Raw genomic sequence first — 18,867 nt, forward strand, 5'->3', positions numbered from 1 at the left:
CAACGTGCTTCCGGAGCCGAACTGGATCAAGTCCGCGCGATCGGGACAAGCGAACGCCTGTGTGGAAGCAGCGTTGAACTTGCCTGGACGAGTTCTCCTCCGGGACAGCAAGCTCGGCGAGGCGTCCCCAGTGCTGGTCGCGTCGGCGGACGGTTTCGCGGCGTTCCTCGGGGCGGTCAAATCCGGCAAGTACGACCGCTGATCGGCAGGTGCTGGACCGGGCGGTGATCCTTCGGACTCGCCGCTGATCCGCCGGATGCGGCGGAGGTCCCAGAAGTGCGAAGGAGGCTCTCGACATGTCGATTTCTTCAGCGAAGTGGCGCAAGGCATCCCGTAGCGGGCAGGGGAACAACTGCGTGGAGGTGGCGGTGAACGTGCCTGGGCGGGCTCTTCTCCGGGACAGCAAGCTCGGTGCGGAGTCTCCGGTTCTGGTCGCGTCGGCGGTGGGGTTCGCGGCGTTCCTGGGGGCGGTCAAGTCCGGTCGCTACGACCGCTGATCAGCCGGTCGGTAGGGTTCCGCGGGGGCGGCGCGGCGCCGGTCCGGAACGGGGAGGGGTGTCCTGATGAGCACGCGGAGCATGACGTTGTTCCTGATCAGGACGCTCATCGTCCTCGCCTTGGTGGTCGGGTTGGCGTTCTACGTCGGCTGGTCCTGGATGACGGGGCTCGCCGTCGGGCTCGTGGCGCTCGCCGCCGTCGCGCAGGGCGGCGTGCTGTTCTGGCAGCGCGGCAAGGACGCCTCGAAGTGAGCGTCGCCTAGCTTATAACCTCCGTCGGCGGTCGGGTCGAATCCGGCGTCCGAGGAGATCCGGTCCCGCTGTCGCCGACGTCACCACCTGTGCCGATGACACCTTCGATGCATCCGGCCGCGCCGATGTGCGAGGCTATAAGCGATCGAAGGGCGGGTGCATGGACGAACCGGCTGCAGCGCGCATGACCAAGAGCGAGTACGCCTACGTGAGCGTGCGCGAGAAGATCCTCTCCGGCGAGTTCCCGCCGGGCTCGGTGCTCAACCAGGCGACGCTCGCCCGCACCATCGGGATCAGCACCACCCCGCTGCGGGAGGCGCTGCGCAGGCTGATGACGGAACGGTTCGTGGAGCTCGACGCGCACCGCGACGCCCGCGTCACCCAGCTCAGCGGCGAAGAGGTCCGCGACCTGGTGGAGCTGCGGCGGGTGCTGGACCCGATGGCCGCCGCGCTCGCCGCGGAACGCCGCACCAAGGACGACATCGCCGAGATCCGCCGCTCCGTCGACGAGCAGCGGGCCCTGCCGAACGACCCGTCGCTGCAGCAGCTCGCCGAGCAGCGCCGATTCCACGCCGCGATCTACCGCGCCTCGCACAACGACCTGCTCATCGAGGCGCTCGAAGGCCTGTGGGACAAGGCCGACCGGTACCGGATGCACGCGCTCGCCGAAGGCCGCAGCTCCGCGGAGCGCAACGAGCGCGACGACGAGCACCGGCTGCTCGCCGAACACGTCATCGCCGGGGACGCCGACGCCGCGGCCGACCTGATGCGCACGCACATCGACGCCAGCCTCAGCGCCCGCTCCGCGCGCAGCCTGCTGCACGGCGGCACCTCGTGAAGCTCGACCGGCGGGTGTGGGTGCTGCTGGCCCACGCGGTGCTGACCCAGGTCGTCACGTTCGTGCTGCGGCCCGCCACCTCCTACCGCGCGCTGGAGCTGGACGTGCCCGCGTCCTGGCTGGGCGTGCTCTCCGGCAGCTTCGCGCTGGTCCCGCTGGTGCTGGCGCTGCCCGCCGGGCACATCGTGGACCGGCTGGGGGAGCGGCGGGTGATGGTCACCGGCGGCGTGCTGATGTGCGCGGCGGGCGTGGCGTTCCTCGCGCTCGGCGGTTCGGTGCTGGGGCTCGTGGTGGGCAACGTGCTGCTGGGCACCGCGCACCTGTGCTCGGTGATCGGGCAGCAGGCGCTGGTGGCGAACATGACGTCCTCGGCGCGGCTGGACGCGGCGTTCGGCTACTACACGTTCGCCGCCTCGCTCGGGCAGGCCGTCGGGCCGCTGCTGATCGTCGTGTTCGGCGGTGCGGCGGCGATCCCGGACACCACGCCGATCTTCTGGGGGGCGACGGCGCTCGCCGTCGCACTGCTGGTGTGCTCGTTCGGGATCACCAGCGGGGCGCCGTCCACCGCCCCCGCGGCGGAGGGCTCGACGGGCGTGCGGGGGTTGCTGCGGCTGCCCGGCCTGCTGCCCGCGCTGTGCACGAGCTGCGTGGTGCTGGCGGCGGTGGACCTGTCGGTGGTGTACCTGCCCGCGCTCGGCGCGGAGCGGCACATCGCCTCCGGCGTGGTCGGCGCCCTGCTGGGGCTGCGGGCGGTGGCCTCGATGGTGTCCCGGTTCTTCCTCGGCAGCACCACCCGGCTGCTGGGCCGCCGGAGGCTGCTGGTGCTGAGCATCACCGCCGCCGCGGTGGGGCTCGCGGTCACCGCCGCACCGGTGCCGGTGTGGGCGCTGGCCGTGGCGGTGCTGCTCGCCGGGCTCGGGCTCGGCGTGGGGCAGCCGCTGACCATGTCGTGGCTCGCCGAATCCACCCCGCCCGGCCTGCGCGGACGCGCGATGTCGTTGCGGCTCACCGGGAATCGCGCCGGACAGGTCGTGCTGCCCGGCGCGGTCGGCCTCGTCGCCAGCGGGGTCGGCGCGGCGGGCGTGCTGCTCGCCACCGCCATCGGGCTCGCGGGCACCGCGGTCCTCGCCCGCGGCCTGCCGTTCGACGGCGCAGGCCGCGACGGCTGAGCGGGGCCGCACCACCGGAGTTCCGGGGTCACCGGCGAGCGATCACCGCTGCCGCAGCCCGTCCAGGGCGCTGCGCTGGTGCCGGTGCCCGATCGTCTCGTAGCCGACCACGGTGACCCACGGCGCGAGCATCACCACCAGCAGGCACACCGCGATCCCCACGCCCGCCGCGGCCAGCAGCACCGCCGCCGCCAGCACCGCGAGGGTGATCGCGATCAGCAGCAGGTGCAGCCGGTCCACCTGCGCCAGCAGCACCTCGTGCAGCAGGTAGACCATCAGCAGGTACAGCCCGACGGGGACGGCCAGCGCCAGCACCACCGTGCTGTTGCCGACCGTCGAGTGGTGCTCCAGCTGGAGACCGGCCAGGTGCAGCCCGGCCCCGGCTCCGGCGATCCCGGCGAACACCAGGACGTGCCCGTAGCCGAACAGGTACCCGTGGCCGCGCCGCCGGTCCAGGATCTCCCCGAACGGCACCGCGAAGTACACCCACCACATGCCGAAGGTGAGCCCGACCCCGGCGACGACCACGGCGATCGCGTCGCCGCTCCAGTTCATCCCGCTGCCGCCGCCGAGGAGTCCGCTGGAGGAGGCGATGGTCCCGACCACGCCCTCGCCGAGCGTGATGATCGCGAACAGGCTGTAGCGCTCCGCCATGTGGTGCGGGTGCCACGGCGTCCCGTTCGCCCGGCCCTGGGCGAACACGGGCAGCGCCAGTTCCAGCAGTCCGAACGCGGTGAACGCGGCGAGACCGGCGCCGATCGGCAGTTCGAGGAACGCGATCACCACCCAACCGACCTGGGCGATGATCGTCCAGCGGATGTTCGCGAACGCCACCGACCGGTACTCGGGGGACTCGCGGGCCGCCCGCCACCACTGGAGGACCATCGCGACCCGCATCACGACGTAGCCGAGCACCATCACCCGCACTTCCAGGTGATCTCCCTCGGCGAGGCCGGTGAACATCGCGGGCAGGCCGAGGGCGAAGACGACCACGCCGACCATCTGCAGCATCGTCAGCGCCCGGTACAGCCAGTCGTCGGTGTCGAAGGCGGACGCGAACCAGCTGAAGCTGATCCACGCGACGCCGATCGCGAACATCGCCAGCACGAAGGCGCCGATCGCGGGCAGCACGTGGCCTTCCGCGATGGTCTCGGCGAAGTAGGAGGCCGCGGTGCCGACGGCGACCACGAAGGTCAGGTCGAACAGCAGCTCCAGCGGGGAGGCGACGCGGCCGCCCTCCTCCGGGTCGCGCCCGGTCATCGGCACGCGCGGGTGCGCCAGGCCGTCGGCGTGGTCGTGCTCGCTCATGTTCGGATTCCCGTTCGGATCGGTCGCATTCGTCGGGCCGGGGGTGATCGTATGCGCCGCTGGTCCGTTCGGGGGTTCGGGTGGCGGTGATCGGCAGCACCCCCACCTGAGGTGAATGGCCCATCCGCCCAGCCACGTTGGTCGAATGGGCCATTCACCTCGGTGTGGTGCGCGTCAGGCGGAGGCCGCGTCCAGGGCGCGCAGCTCCTCGGCGGTGAGGGTCAGGTCGTGCATCGCCAGCAGCGCGGGCAGCTGCTCGGTGCTGCGGGCGGACGCGATCGGCGCGACCACCGTCGGCTGCTGCGCCAGCCACGCGAGCGCCACCGTCGCGTGCGCCGCACCCCGCGCCGCGGCGACCTCGTCCAGCGCGGCGAGCACCCGTGCGCCGCGCTCGTCGTCCGCGTACCGCCCGGCCAGCCGCGGTTCGCTGCGCACGCTGTCCACGTCCTTCCCCGGCCGGTACTTGCCGGTGAGGAACCCGGAGGCGAGCGCGAAGTACGGCACGCAGCCCAGCCCGGCGCGTTCCACGAGGTCCCGCCGCTCGCCCTCGTAGGTGTCCCGGGAGACCAGGTTGTAGTGCGGTTGCAGCGCGACGTAGCGGGCCAGCCCCTCCCGCTCGGAGAACTCCAGCGAGTCGGCGAGCCGCTGCGGGCTGATGTTGGAGGCGGCGATCGCGCGGACCTTGCCCGCCCGCACCAGCTCGTCGAGCGCGGTGATGATGTCCGGCACCGGCACCGACTCGTCGTCGAAGTGCGTGTAGTACAGGTCGATCCGGTCGGTGCCCAGCCGCCGCAGCGAGGCCTCCGCCGCGCCCTTGATGGTGTCGGGCGCGAGCCCCCGGAAGTCCGGGTGGTTGCTGACCTTCGTCGCGACGACCACCTCGTCCCGGTTGCCGCGGGAGGCGAGCCAGTCGCCGATGATCCGCTCGGACTGCCCGGGCTCGTTGTCCGGTCTGGTCATGTACGAGTCGGCGGTGTCGATGAAGTTGCCGCCCGCGGCGGTGTAGCCGTCGAGGACGGCGAAGGACTCGGTCGCGTCGGCGGTCCAGCCGAACACGTTGCCGCCCAAGCAGAGGCGGGACACGGCGAGGTCGGAGGAACCCAGGGTGCGCAGCTCTGTCATGCCCCCATCAGAACAGCTCACCGGCCGGAGGTGCGAGCTTCGGCGCGCTGCCCACCCGGAATCCGGCATCGCGCCGCGGCGTGCGGGCCACTCGGCCGCTGTCGCCCGCGAGGGAGGCGTGGAAGTCTCACTGCGCACAGCCCGAACGTTCGCGCCGGTGCCGCAGCGCCGCGCGCACAGCACGTCGGCGCTCGGCACCGGCTCCGCGGACCGACCCCCTGCCGAGTGAGGACCACTTGATGACCACCGCGCGTCCCTTCCCGCTGGAACCGGACCCGATCCACGTGCCGGGCGAGGTGCTCGACGACCTCCGCGCCCGCCTCGCCGCGACCAGATCGCCGCTGGACGAGGGGAACGCGGACTGGTCCTACGGCGTCCCCGCCGGCTACCTGCGCGAGCTGGTCGAGCACTGGCGCGACGGCTACGACTGGCGGGCCGCGGAGGCCGCGATCAACTCCTATGGGCACTACCAGGTGACCGTCGCCGGAGTGCCGGTGCACTTCATGCGCAAACCGGGCCGCGGGCCGCGCCCGATCCCGCTGATCCTCACCCACGGCTGGCCGTGGACGTTCTGGCACTGGTCGAAGGTGATCGACCCGCTCGCCGACCCGGCCGCGTTCGGCGGTGACCCGGCGGACGCGTTCGAGGTGATCGTGCCGTCGCTGCCCGGCTTCGGGTTCCCCGGGCCGCTGACCGGTTTTCCCGACGTGAACTTCTGGAAGGTCGCCGACCTCTGGCACGTCCTGATGACCGAGGTGCTGGGGCACGAGAAGTACGCCGCCGGGGGCTGCGACATCGGCGGCATCGTGTCCAGCCAGCTCGGGCACAAGTACGCCGACGAGCTGTACGGCATCCACATCGGTTCCGGGCTGCCGTTGGACTTCTTCACCGGCCCGCGCGCCTGGGACTTCGCGCGCAACCGGCCGCTCACCGACGACCAGCCCGCCGAGGTGCGGGACCGGATCGTGGAGCTGGACCGCCGCTCGGCCTCGCACCTCGCCGTGCACGTGCTCGACGGCGCGACCCTGGCGCACGGGCTGAGCGATTCACCGGCCGGGCTGCTCGCGTGGCTGCTGGAGCGGTGGAACTCGTGGAGCGACAACGGTGGTGCGCTCGAATCGGTGTTCACCAGGGACGAGCTGCTCACGCACGCCACGATCTACTGGGCGACGAACTCGATCGGCACGTCGCTGCGCTACTACGCCAACGCCAACCGGTACCCGTGGACTCCCGCCCACGACCGGAAGCCGGTGGTGCAGGCGCCGGTCGGGCTCACCTTCGTCGGCTACGAGAACCCGCCGGGCATCCGCACCGCCGCCGAGCGGGTCCGGGCGTTCGAGGAGGGGCCGCAGGGCGCCTGGTTCAACCACGTGAACGTCGCCGCGCACGATCGCGGCGGGCACTTCATCCCGTGGGAGAACCCCACCGCCTGGGTGGACGACCTGCGCCGCACCTTCCGCGACCGCAGGCCCTGACCGGCGCCACCCGCCAGGTGAGCGGTTCCGGTGATCCGGGCCGTTCACCTGGGGTGAGCCGCGCGCCGGTGACATCGAACGGGGCAATTGCTTCAGTGTCGAGTGAAATCAATGCTCGGGAAGGAACCCGGGTCCGGCCGAGGAGCACGGCGGAGCCCGCGGGTCGGCGAACCCGCCCGTTCGCGGGGGAACGTCCGGCGCGCTGGGCTCGCGGTCGCCGGGGCGAGACGTCCGGGGTGGGCGAGCCAGTCCGGTCGGCGGCGCGCCATGTCCGGTGCGCCCGCATCGAGCCGCGGGACGTCGCCGGCCACGCCGCTGCGGCCGGCCGAGGCGGTGCGGCTCGTCGGCACCGCGGAGCCGCACCTGCTGCGCGCGACCGGGGACGTGGATGCCTGGCCCGCGGTGGACGGCGCGGATGCCGGTGACGTGGATGTCCGGATCGCGGCGGGGCAGCGGCTGCCGGAGCCGCGACGGGGGAGCGGATGGTCGGTGGCGTGGCCGCCTGGGCAGAGGTGGCGGGTGCAGCGGGGCGCCGGTACCGCGGTGCGCCGGACGCCCTCGGTCACCTGCTCGGCATCGGCGGTGTCGGGATCGTCGGTGATTCCGCGCCCGCGCAACGGATCCGCCGGGACGTCGAGACTGCCGGGCGGCACGAGGGGAGTGGGCCCGGGTGTCGCGGGTGAGGTCTGCGGACGCGCCTCGCCAGGGCGGTCGCGGATCTCACGGCCGGTCCGAGCCGCTCGGCCTGAAGGCTTGACCCGCGCCGCTCGGCGCCCCGAGCGGCGCGCCTGCCCGAAGTCGTCAAATGATGCGATCAGTTCAGTGTCGAGTGAAATCAATGCTCGGAAGGCCAAAGCCACGACGGCCGCGGAGGAGCAAGGCTCCGGCCGCGGCCGTCCGGCGGTTACCGAGTCGAACCCGCGGGCACCGGGCCGTCGAGCTCCGCCAGCCCGGACAGCGCCCGGGGCAGCGGTTCCCGGTGCAGCACGCCGAGCCGCTGGGTGGCGCGGGTCAGCGCCACGTACAGCTCGGCCGCGCCGCGCGGGCCGTCGGCGAGGATGCGGTCCGGGTCGACCACCAGCACCGCGTCGTACTCCAGGCCCTTCGTCTCCGACGCGGGCACCGCGCCCGGCACGTCCGGCGGGCCGATCACCACGCTGGTGCCCTCGCGCTCGGCCTCCGCCCGCACGAACTCGTCGACGGCGGCGGGTAGCTCCTCGTCGGTGACCTGCCGCGACCACGGGGGCACGCCGCAGGAGCGGACCGATTCCGGTGCGGTCACCTCCGGGGCGAACTCGGCGAGCAGCGCGCTGGCGACCGCCATGATCTCCGCCGGGGTGCGGTAGTTCACCGACAGCGGCCGGTACTGCCAGCGGCCCGGCACGTACCGGTCCAGCATCGAACCCCAGGAGCTCGCCCCGGCCGCCGAGCGGCGCTGCGCGAGGTCGCCGACCACGGTGAACGACCGCGCGGGGCAGCGCCGCATCAGCACCCGCCAGTCCATTTCGGACAGTTCTTGCGCTTCGTCGACGACGACGTGCCGGTAGGTCCAGTCCCGGTCGGCGGCGGCGCGCTCGGCGAGGCTGCGGGTGTCGTGCTGCACGAACCGGTCGGCGAGGTCCTCGGCGTACACCAGGTCCTGGGCGAGCAGGTGGTCCTCGTCGTCCATCATGTCGTGCCGCTCCACCTCCATGATCTCCAGGACGCCCGCCGCGTACTCCTGCTCGGCCTTGCGCTCCCGCTCGGCGGCCTGCTTCGCGGCCTGCTCGGCGAGCTCGTCCCGCCCCAGCAGGTCCACCAGCTCGTCGAGCAGCGGCACGTCCGACACCGTCCACGCGGCACCGTCGGTGCGCAGCAGGCCCGCGTCGGCTCCCGCGGCGCGCAGCCGCTCCGGCGAGGTGTACAGCTCGGACAGCAGCTCCTCGGGGGTGAGCACCGGCCACAGCTCGTCGAGCGCGGCGGCGAACTCCGGCTTCTCGGCCAGTTCCGCGCGCAGGTCGCGGCGCAGCTGCTCGCGGGCCGCCACATCCTGCTTGTCCAGCCAGCCCCGGCCGATGCGGGTGATCGCCCGTTCGGTGAGCACGTAGGTGACGATCTCGATGAAGGTGGCCCGCGCCTCGTTGTGCGGCAGCCCGGTGTCCCGCGCCTCCTGCCGCGCCCACTCGGCGGTGTCGGCGTCGATGCGCACCGCGGCGTCGGACAGCTCGATCGGCAGCGGTGCCTCGGGCAGGCGCTGGCGGTCGGCGACGGCGGCGGCCAGCACGTCGAGCATCCGCAGCGAGCCCTTGGCCCGCGCGACCTCCGGGACGTCCTCGGCGGTGACCTGTAGGCCCGGCACCAGGTCGCCGGGCGTCATGAACACCACGTCGGTCTCGCCCAGCGACGGCAGCACCCGGCCGATGTGGTGCAGGAACGCCGGGTTGGGGCCCACCACCAGCACGCCGTGGCGCTCCATCCGCTCCCGCTTCGTGTACAGCAGGTAGGCGACGCGGTGCAGCGCCACCACCGTCTTGCCGGTGCCCGGCCCGCCCTCGATCACCAGCACGCCCTGGTGCTCCAGCCGGATGATCTCGTCCTGCTCGGCCTGGATGGTCGCGACGATGTCGCGCATCTCGCCGCCGCGCGGCGCGTTCACCGCCGCCAGCAGCGCGGCGTCGCCCTCCTCGCCGCCGCCGGGGCCGCCCAGGTGCTCGTCGGTGAAGCCCAGCACCTCGCGGTTGTTGGTGCGGAACTGGCGGCGGGTGCGCACGCCCTCCGGGTGCGCGCCGGTCGCCACGTAGAACGGGCGGGCCGCCGGGGCGCGCCAGTCCAGCAGCAGCGGCTCGTAGTCGTCGTCGGCGTCGAACAGGCCGATTCGGCCGATGTAGGAGCGTTCGCCGGACTCCGCTTCGAGCCTGCCGAAGCACAGCCCGTTGTCCACCACGTCGAGCCGCCGCACCTCGCTCGCCAGCGCGCGCACCTGCACGTCCCGCTCGACCAGCGACTCGCCGTCACCGCGCAGCGATGCCCGGTACTCGCCGCGCACCCGGGCGCGCTCCGCGTCGAGCCTCGTGTAGAGCCCGGCGACGTAGTCGCGCTCGGACCGCAATTCCTCTTCGTACCCCTGTGCTGACACGGGCCCCTCACAGTCGCTGAACCGTCTTCCTCGCACTGCTCGAACACCGGTCGGATCCGCTGCTCGTCCCCCCGTTCGCAACCGCTGCCGGGCGCGCTCCCATTCCCGGCCGCGCCCGCGCCGACCTCGGATGTGGACGAGGACACATCTCGTTTTCGCAGGTCTCGGCTTCGGCGGATGATTGTGCGCCATGGCGGGGGTCTTGCCGCAAGGACCCCGGTGCGTTATAAGTTGGACGGGGAAGGGGAGCGGTGGCTCCCCTTTTTTCGCGTCCAGCTTCCTCCACGCTCCGGAGTGGACCGGCAGCGGCCTGCCGCCGCCGGGGTGAGCGGCGTTGACACCGCCGCGCGGGCCCGGTGATCGTGGAAGCGCTCCCGCGCGGCGCCGGGCGGGGCGGAGGGGGCTGCCATGACCGGATTCCGAGTGCTCGGCCTGCTGTGCTGCCTGCTGCTGTGCGCCCCGGCCGCGGCCGTCGCGGCCCCCGCGGCGGACAGTCCGGGCACCGCCGCCGCGAGCGCGCTGATGGGGCGCTACCGCGAGGACATCGGGCTGTTCGACACCGGGAACTGGTGGACCTCGGCGAACGCGCTGACGGCGCTGATCGAGAGCATCCGGGTCGGCGGGGATCGCGAGCACGAGCACGCCATCGCGCGCACCTACGACCTGAACCTGAACGCCCAGGGCGGGAACTTCCGCAACGACTACCTCGACGACACCGGGTGGTGGGGGCTGGCGTGGGTCGCCGCGCACGACCTCACCGGCGACGAGCGGTACCTGGCTACGGCGCGCGCCGACGCCGATCACATGGCGGCGCACTGGACGCCGGAGTGCGGTGGCGGGGTGCTGTGGCACCGGGACAAGGCCTACAAGAACGCGATCACCAACGAGCTCTACGTCGAGCTGAACGCGGCGCTGCACAACAGGATTCCCGGCGACACCACCTACCTGCAGCGGGCCCGCGACGGGTGGGCGTGGTTCGAGGGCAGCGGCATGATCGGCGCGAACGGGCTGGTGAACGACGGGCTGACCGGGGACTGCGCGAACAACGGCGACACCACCTGGACGTACAACCAGGGCGTGCTGCTGGGCGGGCTGGTGGAGCTGCACCGCGCGACCGGGGATGCGGCGCTGCTGGAGCGGGCGCGGGAGCTCGCCGACACCTCGACCGGGTCCGGCTACCTGAACCCGGACGGGATCCTGCGCGAGCCGGTCGAGGGGGACGACTGCGACGGGGACGGGGCGTCGTTCAAGGGGCCGTACGTGCGGGGGCTGGGGGTGCTGAACGCGGAGCTGGCCGATCACCCGTACACCGGTTACCTGGCGCGGCAGGCGGATGCGGCCCACGCGCGCGATCGCGACGCGCAGGACTCCTACGGTCCGCACTGGAACGGTCCGTGGGTGGAGCCGGGCGTGGGGCACGGCTGCCAGCACAGCGCGCTGGACCTGCTCAACGCCGCGGGCCGCACCTGAGCGGGCGCCGCCCCCGACGGTGCAGCGGGTGAATGGCCCATTCGCCCGGTGGGGCTGGGCGAATGGGCCATTCACCTCCGGTGGGTGGTGAGGGTGATGCCGTCGAGGACGACGGTGTCGTCCCGTTCCGGGACGGTGGTGGTGGCGAGCAGGGTGCCGCCGGGTTCGGTCCAGAGCCGGGTGCGGAGGGTCTCGCCGGGGTGCACGACGCCGGCGAAGCGGGCGCCGAAGGAGGCGACGCGGGCGACCTCGCCGTCGAGCGCGGTGTCCACGATGGACTTGCACACCACGCCGTAGGTGCACAGCCCGTGCAGGATCGGGCGCGCGAACCCGGCGGCCGCGGCGAACGCGGGATCGGCGTGCAGCGGGTTGCGGTCGCCGCAGAGCCGGTACAGCAGCGCCTGCCGGGGTTCGGTGCGCGCGTCCACCACGAGGTCCGGTTCGCGCTCCGGCAGGTCGACGCGCGGGGTGGAGCCGCGGTACCCGCCGAAGCCGCCCTCGCCGCGAGCGAAGATCATCGAGCGGGCGGAGCACAGCGGCCCGTCCGCGTCGGTGAGCACCGTCTCCTGCACGATCACCGCGGCCGTGCCCTTGTCCAGCACGTCCACGATCCGGGTGGTCGCGCGGGCGCCGCCGGCGACCGGCAGCGGGCGGTGCGGGGTGATCTCCTGCGAGCCGTGCAGCACCTGCGCCAGGTCGACTTCGACGCCGGGGAAGGACAGCGCGGGTGGTTCGAACTGGCGCAGGTTCGGCGCCACCACCGCGAAGGTGGGCAGCACGTGCAGGTCCTGCTCGTAGGTGTAGCGCAGTTCGCCCGGATCGGTCGGCGGGTCTCCGGCGCCGAGCGCCAGGTGGTAGAGCAGCACGTCGGATTCGGTCCAGGTCACGTCCTGGTCGGCGACGGTGGCGCCGATCGCGACGTCCGGGTCGATGGGCATGCGGCTCCTTCACTCGTAGCTGACGTGGACCTCGTCGGTGACGGGGAACGACTGGCAGGCCAGCACGATCCCCTCGTCGAGGTCCTGCTGCTCCAGGATGTCGTTGCGCTCCATGCTGACCTCCCCGCCGGTGATCCGGCAGGCGCAGGCGCTGCACGCGCCCTGCCTGCAGGAGAACGGGGCGTCGATGCCGCGGTCCAGCAGCAGGTCCAGCAGCCGCTGCCGCCGGGGCCAGTCCAGCCGGTGCCGTTCGCCGTCGATGTCCACGTGCGCGGTCGCCGATCCTCCCTCGCCGTCGTCGGCGGCGATCGGCGGGTCCTGCTCGAAGGGGTTGGCGGTCAGCGAGTGGAAGCGTTCCACGTGCACCCGGCCGGGCGTGGCGGCGAGGGCGTCGGTGGCGGCGTCCATGAACGGGCCCGGTCCGCACACGAACGCCTCGCGGTCGGCGAAGGGGGCGGTCAGCGCGCGCAGCGCCGCCGCGTCCGGCAGTCCCTGCACGGTTTCCAGCCAGTGCAGCACCACGAGCCGGTCCGGGTGCTCGGCGGCGAGTTCCCGCAGCGCGCCCGCGAAGATCACCGAGCGTTCGTCCCGGTTGGCGTAGAGCAGCGCGATGCGCCCGGTTCCGGCGGCGAGCGCGGAGCGCGCGATGGACATGATCGGGGTGATGCCGCTGCCGCCTGCCAGCAGCAGGAAGTCGGTGTCCAGCGCGGCCGGGCCGAAGCCGCCGTCGGGCGGTAGCACGTCCAGCACCGATCCGGCGGTGACGTGGTCGCACAGCCAGTTGGAGCCGCGGCCGCCGGGGACGCGCTTGACGGTGACCTGCAGGGCGTCGCCGGTGTGCGGGGAGCTGGACAGCGAGTAGCAGCGGGCGAGGGAGCCGCCGTGCTCGTCCGGTACCCGCAGGGTGAGGAATTGTCCTGGGCGGTAGGAGAAGTCGTCCTCGGGGGCGGCGAACACGAGGGAGCGGGCGTCCGGGGATTCTTCGATGACCTCGTCGACCTTGAGCCGGTGGATCATGGCGCCTCCCGATCGTGCCGCAGCCGCGCGCCGATGCTGTCCGCCAGGTCGGGGCAGCCGGGAACGTGCGCGGTGCTGCCGCCGCGAGCGGCTTCGGCGAGCCGCGGGCAGTCCTCGGCGGCGCGGCGGGTCCATTGGACGCTGGTGTGGGCGGGGCTGTTCTTCTTGGCCAGCACGCAGGTGCCGCACCGGTCGCAGCGCACCGGCCGCAGTCCGCCTTCGAGCTGTTCGCGGCGGTCGGCGGCGGTGCGCTCGTGCAGCGCGTCGTCGCCGGCGGGGGCCTTGGCCCAGTTCGGCGGGGTCACGGCGAGTCCGCCCGGCGGGCCAGGTTGTCGGCGACCTCCTGCTCCCAGGCGATGTTCGCGCGGGTGGTGTCCACTTCGAACTCGAAGCGGCCGGTCATGTCCTCGGTGAGGTCGGCGGCGTCGGTGTAGAACTGCTCGTACCAGCGGCGGAGCTGGTAGACGGGGCCGTCCTCCTCGCACAGCAGCGGGTTGTCGATGCGGGTCTTGTTGCGCCAGATCTCGACGTCCTGCAGGAATCCGACGCTGGTGCTCTTGGCGATCTTGGCGGCCATCACGTCGGCCTGCTCGTCGGTGAGACCGGGCAGCTTCTTGGCCAGCACGCCCCACTGCAGCACGAAGGAGTTCGCGGTGACCGGGTAGTGGCAGTTGATCAGGATGGTCTCGACGGTGGTGCCGCGGTGCTGGTTCCACAGCCGGTCGATCATGTAGGAGGGTCCGTAGTAGGAGGCTTCGGAGACGCCGAGGTTGTCCTCGCCGGCGTAGTTGGAGCGGGAGCCGACGTCGGGCCGGCCCTTGGTGTTGAGGTACTGGGTGGCGACGTGCCCGTCGAAGACGTTCTTGAAGTAGGTGGGGAAGGCGAAGTGCACGTAGAAGAAGTGCGCCATGTCCACCACGTTGTCCACGATCTCGCGGCAGTGCGAGCCTTCGATGAACACCGAGTCCCAGGTCCAGCTGCTCCACTCCGGGTCGCCGACTTCGGGGAGTTCGGGGATGGCGACCTCGTCGGTGGGTGCGGAGCCTTCCGGGTCGTGCCAGACGAACAGCTGCCCGTTGCGCTCCAGGCAGGTCCAGGCCTGGGTGCGGGCGCGCAGCGGGATGCGCTTGGCGTAGGGGATGCCGACGCAGCGGCCTTCGCCGGACCAGCGCCAGTCGTGGAACGGGCAGGCGACGGCGTCGCCCTTGATGCTGCCTTGGCTGAGGTCGCCGCCCATGTGCCTGCAGTAGGCGTCTAGGACGTGCAGCGCGCCGTCGCCCGCTTGGAAGACGACCAGCTTGCCGCCGAAGGCGTGGACGGGGTGCGGTCTGCCGTCCTTGAAGGTCTCGGCGAGCCCGAGGCAGTGCCAGCCGCGGGCGAACCGGGTGGGCGGGGTTCCGACGTCGATGGTGCGCACGTCGATGTCGTCGTTCGGCGTCATCGCCGGCTCCTCCGTTCACCCCTGCCGGGGTTCGCAGCGCGTTCGGGTGCCGCGCCTGCCATGTGCAGCGCGGCCAGGTGGCCGAAGGTCATGGCCGGGCCGAGGGTGGCGCCCGGTCCGGCGTAGGTGCGGCCCATCGCGGCGGCGGCGGTGTTGCCCGCCGCGTAGAGGCCGGGGATCGGTTCGCCGTCGGCGCGCAGCACGCGGGCGCGGGCGTCGGTGCGCAGCCCGCCCTTGGTGCCGAGGTCGCCGGGCACGATGCGCACCGCGTAGAACGGGGCGCTGGTCAGCTCCGCCAGGCACGGGTTGGGCCGGTTGGTGGGGTCGCCGTAGTAGCGGTCGTAGGCGCTGCGGCCGCGGCCGAAATCGGCGTCCTCGCCGGTGCGGGCGTGCGCGTTGAACCGGTCGACGGTGCTGCGCAGTGCCTCGGCGGGCACGTCGATGGCGGCGGCGAGTTCGGCGAGGGTGTCCGCGCGGTGGATGACTCCGGCGTCGTACCAGCGGCGGGGGAACGGGCGGCGCGGGCCGAGCCCGGCGAACACGTAGCGGTTCCGGTAGCGCTGGTCGGCGATCAGCCAGGTGGGGATGTTGCGGGCGGGTCCGTCGCCGGGCCCGTACATGGCGTGCACGGCGTCGACGTAGGGCGCGGCCTCGTTGACGAAGCGCTCGCCGTCGCCGTTGACCAGCAGGCAGCCGGGCAGGGTGCGTTCGGCGAGGCAGAACCACGGTCCGCCGGTGAGCGGGATCGACGGTCCCCACCAGGCGTCGTCCATCAGGTCGACGTCGGCGCCGAGGCCGTGGGCGGCGCGGATCGCGTCGCCGGTGTTGGCGGCGGCGCCGACGGTCCAGTCGGCGCCGATGGGGGCGCGCTGGTGGCGGCGGCGCATCTCCGCGTCGCGTTCGAAGCCGCCCGCGGCCAGCAGCACGCCGCGCCGGGCGCGCAGCGCGACCTCCGCGCCGTCGCGGCGCACCAGGACGCCGGTGACGCGGCCGTCCTCGTGCAGCAGGTCGAGCAGCGGGGTGTTCAGCCACAGCGGTACGCCGAGGTCGCGGAGCCCGGCGCGCAATCCGGCGGCGAGCGCCTGCCCGCGCACCAGCAGCCGTTTGCGCAGCAGGGTGGCGAGCAGGTAGCGGGTGCCGACGCGCAGGGCGCGCAGCACGCCGCGCGGGTGCCGGGCGACGAGGTTGAGCCAGCGGAAGTCGGCCTGGGTGACGGCGAAGTTCGGTGGTGCCTTGGTGAAGTCCGGTTCCAGCCGGTCCAGCTCCTCGCCGAGGATCCGGCCGTCGAGCGGTTCCGGTTCCACGGACCGGCCGTCGGCGCGGCCGCCGGGGGCTTCGGGGTAGTAGTCGGAGTAGCCGGGCACCCACCGCACCCGCAGCGGGGTGGCGGCGAGGACCTCGTCGAGCATCGCGGGCCCGTGTTCGAGGAGCGTGCGGCGCAGTTCGGCGGGTGCGGTGTCGCCGATGATGTGGTCGAGGTAGGCCGCGGCCTGCTCGGGGGTGTCGCCGCGGCGGGTGAGCGCCGCGTTGCCCGGCAGCCACAGCCCGCCGCCGGAGCGCGCGGTGGAGCCGCCATAGCGGGCGGCCTTCTCCACCAGCACCACGCGCAGGCCGGCCCGCGCGGCGGTGATCGCCGCGGTCATCCCGGCCGCGCCGCTGCCTACCACCACGACGTCGAACCGGTCGTCGGGTGTCGGGACGGGTGCGCTCATGCCACCTCCATCGCTCGCAATACTGAAACAGGTTATAGTTTTAGCGGACATGGCGCTACGGTGATGACCGGGAACATGGACATGCGGTCGCCGGGCCGGTGCAGAACTTGTTCCACTCGGAGGGCATCGTGGGTGAGGACGTCGAGGCGGACGTGGTCGTCGTGGGGTTCGGCGTCGCGGGCGCCTGCGCCGCGCTCGAAGCCGCCGAGTCCGGTGCCGAGGTCGTCGTGCTCGACCGGTTCGGCGGGGGCGGCACCAGCAGGCTCTCCGGCGGCATCGTCTACGCCGGGGGCGGCACCCGGCCGCAGCGCGCCGCGGGCGTCACCGACTCGGTCGAGGACGTGTACGCCTACCTGCGCGCCGAGGTCGGGGACGCGGTGTCCCCGGCGACGCTGCGCCGCTTCTGCGCGGACGGGCCCGCGATGATCGACTGGCTGGAGGCCAGGGGAGTGCGCTTCGGCCACGCCCTCGCGCCGTACAAGACCTCCTACCCGAGCCGCCGCCACCACCTCTACTACTCCGGCAGCGAGGCCGCGGGCGGGTTCCGCGACCTCGCCCGGCCCGCACCGCGCGGGCACCGGCCGCTCGGACGCGGCACCTCCGGGAAGGTGCTGCACGCCGCGCTGGCCGCGGCGGTGCGCGCCGCCGGGGTCCGGGTCCTCGACCAGACCCGCGCCACCGGGCTGATCAGCGAGGAGGGCGGGGTGCGCGGCGTCGAGTGCGCCACCCTGCGCGACGCGCCCGGGCCCGCGCGGGCCCGGCACCGCCTCAGCGCGCGGCTGGCCGCGAAACCCGGCATCTACCTGCCCGCCGCGGCCCGGCGGCTGCACGCGATCGCCGAACGGGTCGAACGCCGCCACGCCGCCCCGCTGCGGGTGCGCGCCCGCAGCGGCGTGGTGCTCGCCGCGGGTGGGTTCATCGCCGACCGGGAAGCGCTGCGCGAGCACGCCCCGCGCCACCGCGGCGGACTGCCGCTGGGCACCCGCGCCGACGACGGCAGCGGCATCCGGCTCGGCCGGTCCGCGGGCGGTGCCACCGGCAAGCTCGGCAACGTCTCGGTGTGGCGGTTCATCACCCCGCCCAGCGAGCTCCTGCACGGCGTCCTCGTCGACGAGCGCGGACGGCGGGTCTGCGACGAATCCCGCTACGGCGCGGCGCTCGGCGACGCGCTGGTCCGGCACCACGGCGGGCGCGGCTGGCTGCTCATCGACGCCGAGACCCGGCGGCGCGCGATCCGCTCGCTGCCCCGCCAGGCCGTGTGGTTCCAGCTGCTGCAGGCGTTGCACCTGCTGCACCGCCGCTCGGTGACCGCGCCGACGATCGCCGAGGTCGCCGTGCGCGCCGGGATCGACCCGGCCGGGCTCGCCGCCACCGCCCGCGCCCACGACATCGCCGCGCCCGGCGCGGACCCGGTGGGCAAACCCGCCGAGTTCGTGCGGCCGCTGCGCACCCCGCCGTACACGCTGCTGGACCTGTCGATCCGGCCCAGCGCCGCCTACCCGTGCCCGATGCTCACCCTCGGCGGCCTGCTCGTCGACGAGGACACCGGCGCGGTCCTCGACGAGCGGCGCCGGCCGGTGCCCGGGCTGCACGCGGCGGGCCGCACCGCGGTGGGGCTGTGCTCGAACTCGTACATCAGCGGGCTCTCGCTGGCCGACTGCGTGTTCTCCGGGCGGCGCGCGGGACGACGGGTGCTCGGCGGAGGAGGGGACCGTGCTCACGGATGACCAGCGCGACGACCTGGCGGCCCGGCTGCGGCGGGCCGAGCGGGACCGGGCCCCGATCCCGCCGCTGACCGACTCGCACCCGCTGCTGACCGCCGACGACGCCTACGAGATCCAGCTCGGCAACATCCGGCGGCGGCTGCCCGGCACCTCGGTGGTGGGGCACAAGGTGGGCCTGTCCTCCCCGGTGATGCAGGCGATGATGGGCGTGGACGAACCCGACTACGGCCACCTGCTCGCCGACATGCGCCTCGACCCGGACGTGCCGGTCGCGGCGGACCGCTTCTGCTTCCCGCGGGTGGAGGTGGAGGTCGGGTTCCTGCTCGGCGCCGACCTGCCCGGCCACGGCTGCACCGAACGCGACGTGCTGGCCGGGACCGCGGCGCTGGTGCCCGCGATCGAGCTGATCGACAGCCGCATCGCGGACTGGCGGATCCGGCTCGCCGACACCATCGCCGACAACGCCTCCTCCGCCGGATTCGTGCTGGGGGAGCAGCGGATTCCGCCGGACTCGGTCGATCCGCGCGCCATCGACGCGGTGCTGGAGCGGGACGGGGAGCGCATCGCGGAGGGGCGGTCGGACGCGGTGCTCGGCGATCCGGTGCGGGCCGTGGCGTGGCTGGCGCGCAAGGTCGCCGGGTTCGGGGTGCGGCTGCGCGCCGGGCACGTGGTGCTGCCCGGCTCGTGCACCCGGGCCGTGGACGTGGTCGCGGGGCGGGCTTTCACCGCTGAATTCAGCACCGGCGGGCGGTGCCTCGGCACCGCGTCGGTGACGTTCCGATGACGCTT

Annotated in this window: 17 protein-coding genes; 9 read left to right on the top strand and 8 right to left on the bottom strand. The window is 73.3% G+C overall.

Annotated elements, in window-relative coordinates; all coding sequences use genetic code 11:
• Positions 1-4 precede the first annotated feature (4 nt).
• The 5 genes from AC29IT_RS00665 to AC29IT_RS00685 all read left to right on the top strand — a co-directional run bounded on the left by AC29IT_RS00665 (position 5) and on the right by AC29IT_RS00685 (position 2,756).
• A complete protein-coding gene (locus tag AC29IT_RS00665; RefSeq protein WP_488217442.1) occupies positions 5-202 on the top strand; it encodes a DUF397 domain-containing protein in 198 nt (65 codons plus the stop codon).
• Between the two features lie 94 nt (positions 203-296).
• On the top strand, positions 297-497 hold the full coding sequence (locus AC29IT_RS00670; protein ID WP_488217443.1) for a DUF397 domain-containing protein: 201 nt from the start codon (positions 297-299) through the stop codon (positions 495-497).
• Positions 498-563: 66 nt separating this feature from the next.
• Positions 564-749, top strand: coding sequence for a hypothetical protein (locus AC29IT_RS00675; RefSeq protein WP_358446161.1), 186 nt, complete (start codon positions 564-566; stop codon positions 747-749).
• Between the two features lie 184 nt (positions 750-933).
• Positions 934-1,587 carry a GntR family transcriptional regulator gene (locus AC29IT_RS00680; protein ID WP_488217444.1) on the top strand — a complete coding sequence of 218 codons (654 nt, stop codon included), beginning with the start codon at positions 934-936 and terminating at the stop codon, positions 1,585-1,587.
• Complete coding sequence (locus AC29IT_RS00685) at positions 1,584-2,756, top strand: MFS transporter (RefSeq protein WP_488217445.1); 1,173 nt, start codon at positions 1,584-1,586, stop codon at positions 2,754-2,756. Before AC29IT_RS00680 ends, AC29IT_RS00685 begins: the two co-directional genes overlap by 4 nt.
• Positions 2,757-2,798: 42 nt before the next feature.
• On the opposite strand, the gene AC29IT_RS00690 is transcribed toward AC29IT_RS00685, so the two are convergent.
• Positions 2,799-4,064 (bottom strand): low temperature requirement protein A, encoded by a 1,266-nt coding sequence (locus AC29IT_RS00690; RefSeq protein ID WP_488217446.1) that lies wholly within the window; start codon positions 4,062-4,064, stop codon positions 2,799-2,801.
• A 174-nt stretch (positions 4,065-4,238) separates the two neighbouring features.
• Positions 4,239-5,177 (bottom strand): aldo/keto reductase, encoded by a 939-nt coding sequence (locus tag AC29IT_RS00695; RefSeq protein ID WP_488217899.1) that lies wholly within the window; start codon positions 5,175-5,177, stop codon positions 4,239-4,241.
• A 248-nt stretch (positions 5,178-5,425) separates the two neighbouring features.
• Between AC29IT_RS00695 and AC29IT_RS00700 the strand changes: the two genes are divergently transcribed.
• Entirely contained in the window at positions 5,426-6,661 is a 1,236-nt protein-coding gene (locus AC29IT_RS00700; RefSeq protein ID WP_488217447.1) for an epoxide hydrolase family protein, read from the top strand.
• A 904-nt stretch (positions 6,662-7,565) separates the two neighbouring features.
• On the opposite strand, the gene helR is transcribed toward AC29IT_RS00700, so the two are convergent.
• Positions 7,566-9,776, bottom strand: coding sequence for an RNA polymerase recycling motor ATPase HelR (gene helR, locus AC29IT_RS00705; RefSeq protein ID WP_488217448.1), 2,211 nt, complete (start codon positions 9,774-9,776; stop codon positions 7,566-7,568).
• 408 nt (positions 9,777-10,184) lie between these two features.
• Between helR and AC29IT_RS00710 the strand changes: the two genes are divergently transcribed.
• Entirely contained in the window at positions 10,185-11,246 is a 1,062-nt protein-coding gene (locus AC29IT_RS00710) for a glycoside hydrolase family 76 protein (RefSeq protein ID WP_358441600.1), read from the top strand.
• Positions 11,247-11,317: 71 nt separating this feature from the next.
• On the opposite strand, the gene AC29IT_RS00715 is transcribed toward AC29IT_RS00710, so the two are convergent.
• From AC29IT_RS00715 to kstD, 5 genes are read right to left on the bottom strand one after another with little or no spacing between them, the layout of a single operon-like run.
• Positions 11,318-12,184 (bottom strand): MaoC/PaaZ C-terminal domain-containing protein, encoded by an 867-nt coding sequence (locus AC29IT_RS00715; protein WP_488217449.1) that lies wholly within the window; start codon positions 12,182-12,184, stop codon positions 11,318-11,320.
• Between the two features lie 9 nt (positions 12,185-12,193).
• Positions 12,194-13,201: a 2Fe-2S iron-sulfur cluster-binding protein gene (locus tag AC29IT_RS00720; protein WP_488217450.1), complete on the bottom strand. Its 1,008-nt coding sequence runs from the start codon at positions 13,199-13,201 to the stop codon at positions 12,194-12,196.
• On the bottom strand, positions 13,198-13,506 hold the full coding sequence (locus AC29IT_RS00725; protein WP_488217451.1) for a hypothetical protein: 309 nt from the start codon (positions 13,504-13,506) through the stop codon (positions 13,198-13,200). The genes AC29IT_RS00720 and AC29IT_RS00725 overlap by 4 nt, the downstream gene beginning before the upstream one ends.
• On the bottom strand, positions 13,503-14,642 hold the full coding sequence (locus tag AC29IT_RS00730) for a 3-ketosteroid-9-alpha-monooxygenase, oxygenase component (protein ID WP_358441613.1): 1,140 nt from the start codon (positions 14,640-14,642) through the stop codon (positions 13,503-13,505). The genes AC29IT_RS00725 and AC29IT_RS00730 overlap by 4 nt, the downstream gene beginning before the upstream one ends.
• Positions 14,639-16,354: a 3-oxosteroid 1-dehydrogenase gene (kstD, locus tag AC29IT_RS00735; RefSeq protein WP_488217452.1), complete on the bottom strand. Its 1,716-nt coding sequence runs from the start codon at positions 16,352-16,354 to the stop codon at positions 14,639-14,641. Before kstD ends, AC29IT_RS00730 begins: the two co-directional genes overlap by 4 nt.
• 128 nt (positions 16,355-16,482) lie before the next feature.
• On the opposite strand from kstD, the gene AC29IT_RS00740 reads away from it, so the two are divergent.
• Positions 16,483-18,081, top strand: a complete 1,599-nt coding sequence (locus AC29IT_RS00740) for an FAD-binding protein (RefSeq protein WP_488217453.1) — start codon at positions 16,483-16,485, stop codon at positions 18,079-18,081.
• The gene (locus AC29IT_RS00745) at positions 18,068-18,862 is read left to right on the top strand and encodes a 2-keto-4-pentenoate hydratase (RefSeq protein WP_488217454.1); all 795 of its coding nucleotides are present in this window, start codon (positions 18,068-18,070) and stop codon (positions 18,860-18,862) included. The genes AC29IT_RS00740 and AC29IT_RS00745 overlap by 14 nt, the downstream gene beginning before the upstream one ends.
• Positions 18,863-18,867 lie beyond the last annotated feature (5 nt).

The sequence above is a fragment of the Saccharopolyspora sp. MMCC62 genome (assembly GCF_057736575.1).

Excerpts from the sequence above, each read along its gene's own strand:
- AC29IT_RS00730 (WP_358441613.1), bottom strand. The coding sequence starts at position 14,642 with ATGACGCCGAACGACGACATCGACGTGCGCACCATCGACGTCGGAACC.
- kstD (WP_488217452.1), bottom strand. The coding sequence starts at position 16,354 with ATGAGCGCACCCGTCCCGACACCCGACGACCGGTTCGACGTCGTGGTG.
- AC29IT_RS00690 (WP_488217446.1), bottom strand. The coding sequence starts at position 4,064 with ATGAGCGAGCACGACCACGCCGACGGCCTGGCGCACCCGCGCGTGCCG.
- AC29IT_RS00680 (WP_488217444.1), top strand. The coding sequence starts at position 934 with ATGACCAAGAGCGAGTACGCCTACGTGAGCGTGCGCGAGAAGATCCTC.
- AC29IT_RS00720 (WP_488217450.1), bottom strand. The coding sequence starts at position 13,201 with ATGATCCACCGGCTCAAGGTCGACGAGGTCATCGAAGAATCCCCGGAC.
- AC29IT_RS00670 (WP_488217443.1), top strand. The coding sequence starts at position 297 with ATGTCGATTTCTTCAGCGAAGTGGCGCAAGGCATCCCGTAGCGGGCAG.
- AC29IT_RS00675 (WP_358446161.1), top strand. The coding sequence starts at position 564 with ATGAGCACGCGGAGCATGACGTTGTTCCTGATCAGGACGCTCATCGTC.
- AC29IT_RS00715 (WP_488217449.1), bottom strand. The coding sequence starts at position 12,184 with ATGCCCATCGACCCGGACGTCGCGATCGGCGCCACCGTCGCCGACCAG.
- AC29IT_RS00710 (WP_358441600.1), top strand. The coding sequence starts at position 10,185 with ATGACCGGATTCCGAGTGCTCGGCCTGCTGTGCTGCCTGCTGCTGTGC.
- AC29IT_RS00700 (WP_488217447.1), top strand. The coding sequence starts at position 5,426 with ATGACCACCGCGCGTCCCTTCCCGCTGGAACCGGACCCGATCCACGTG.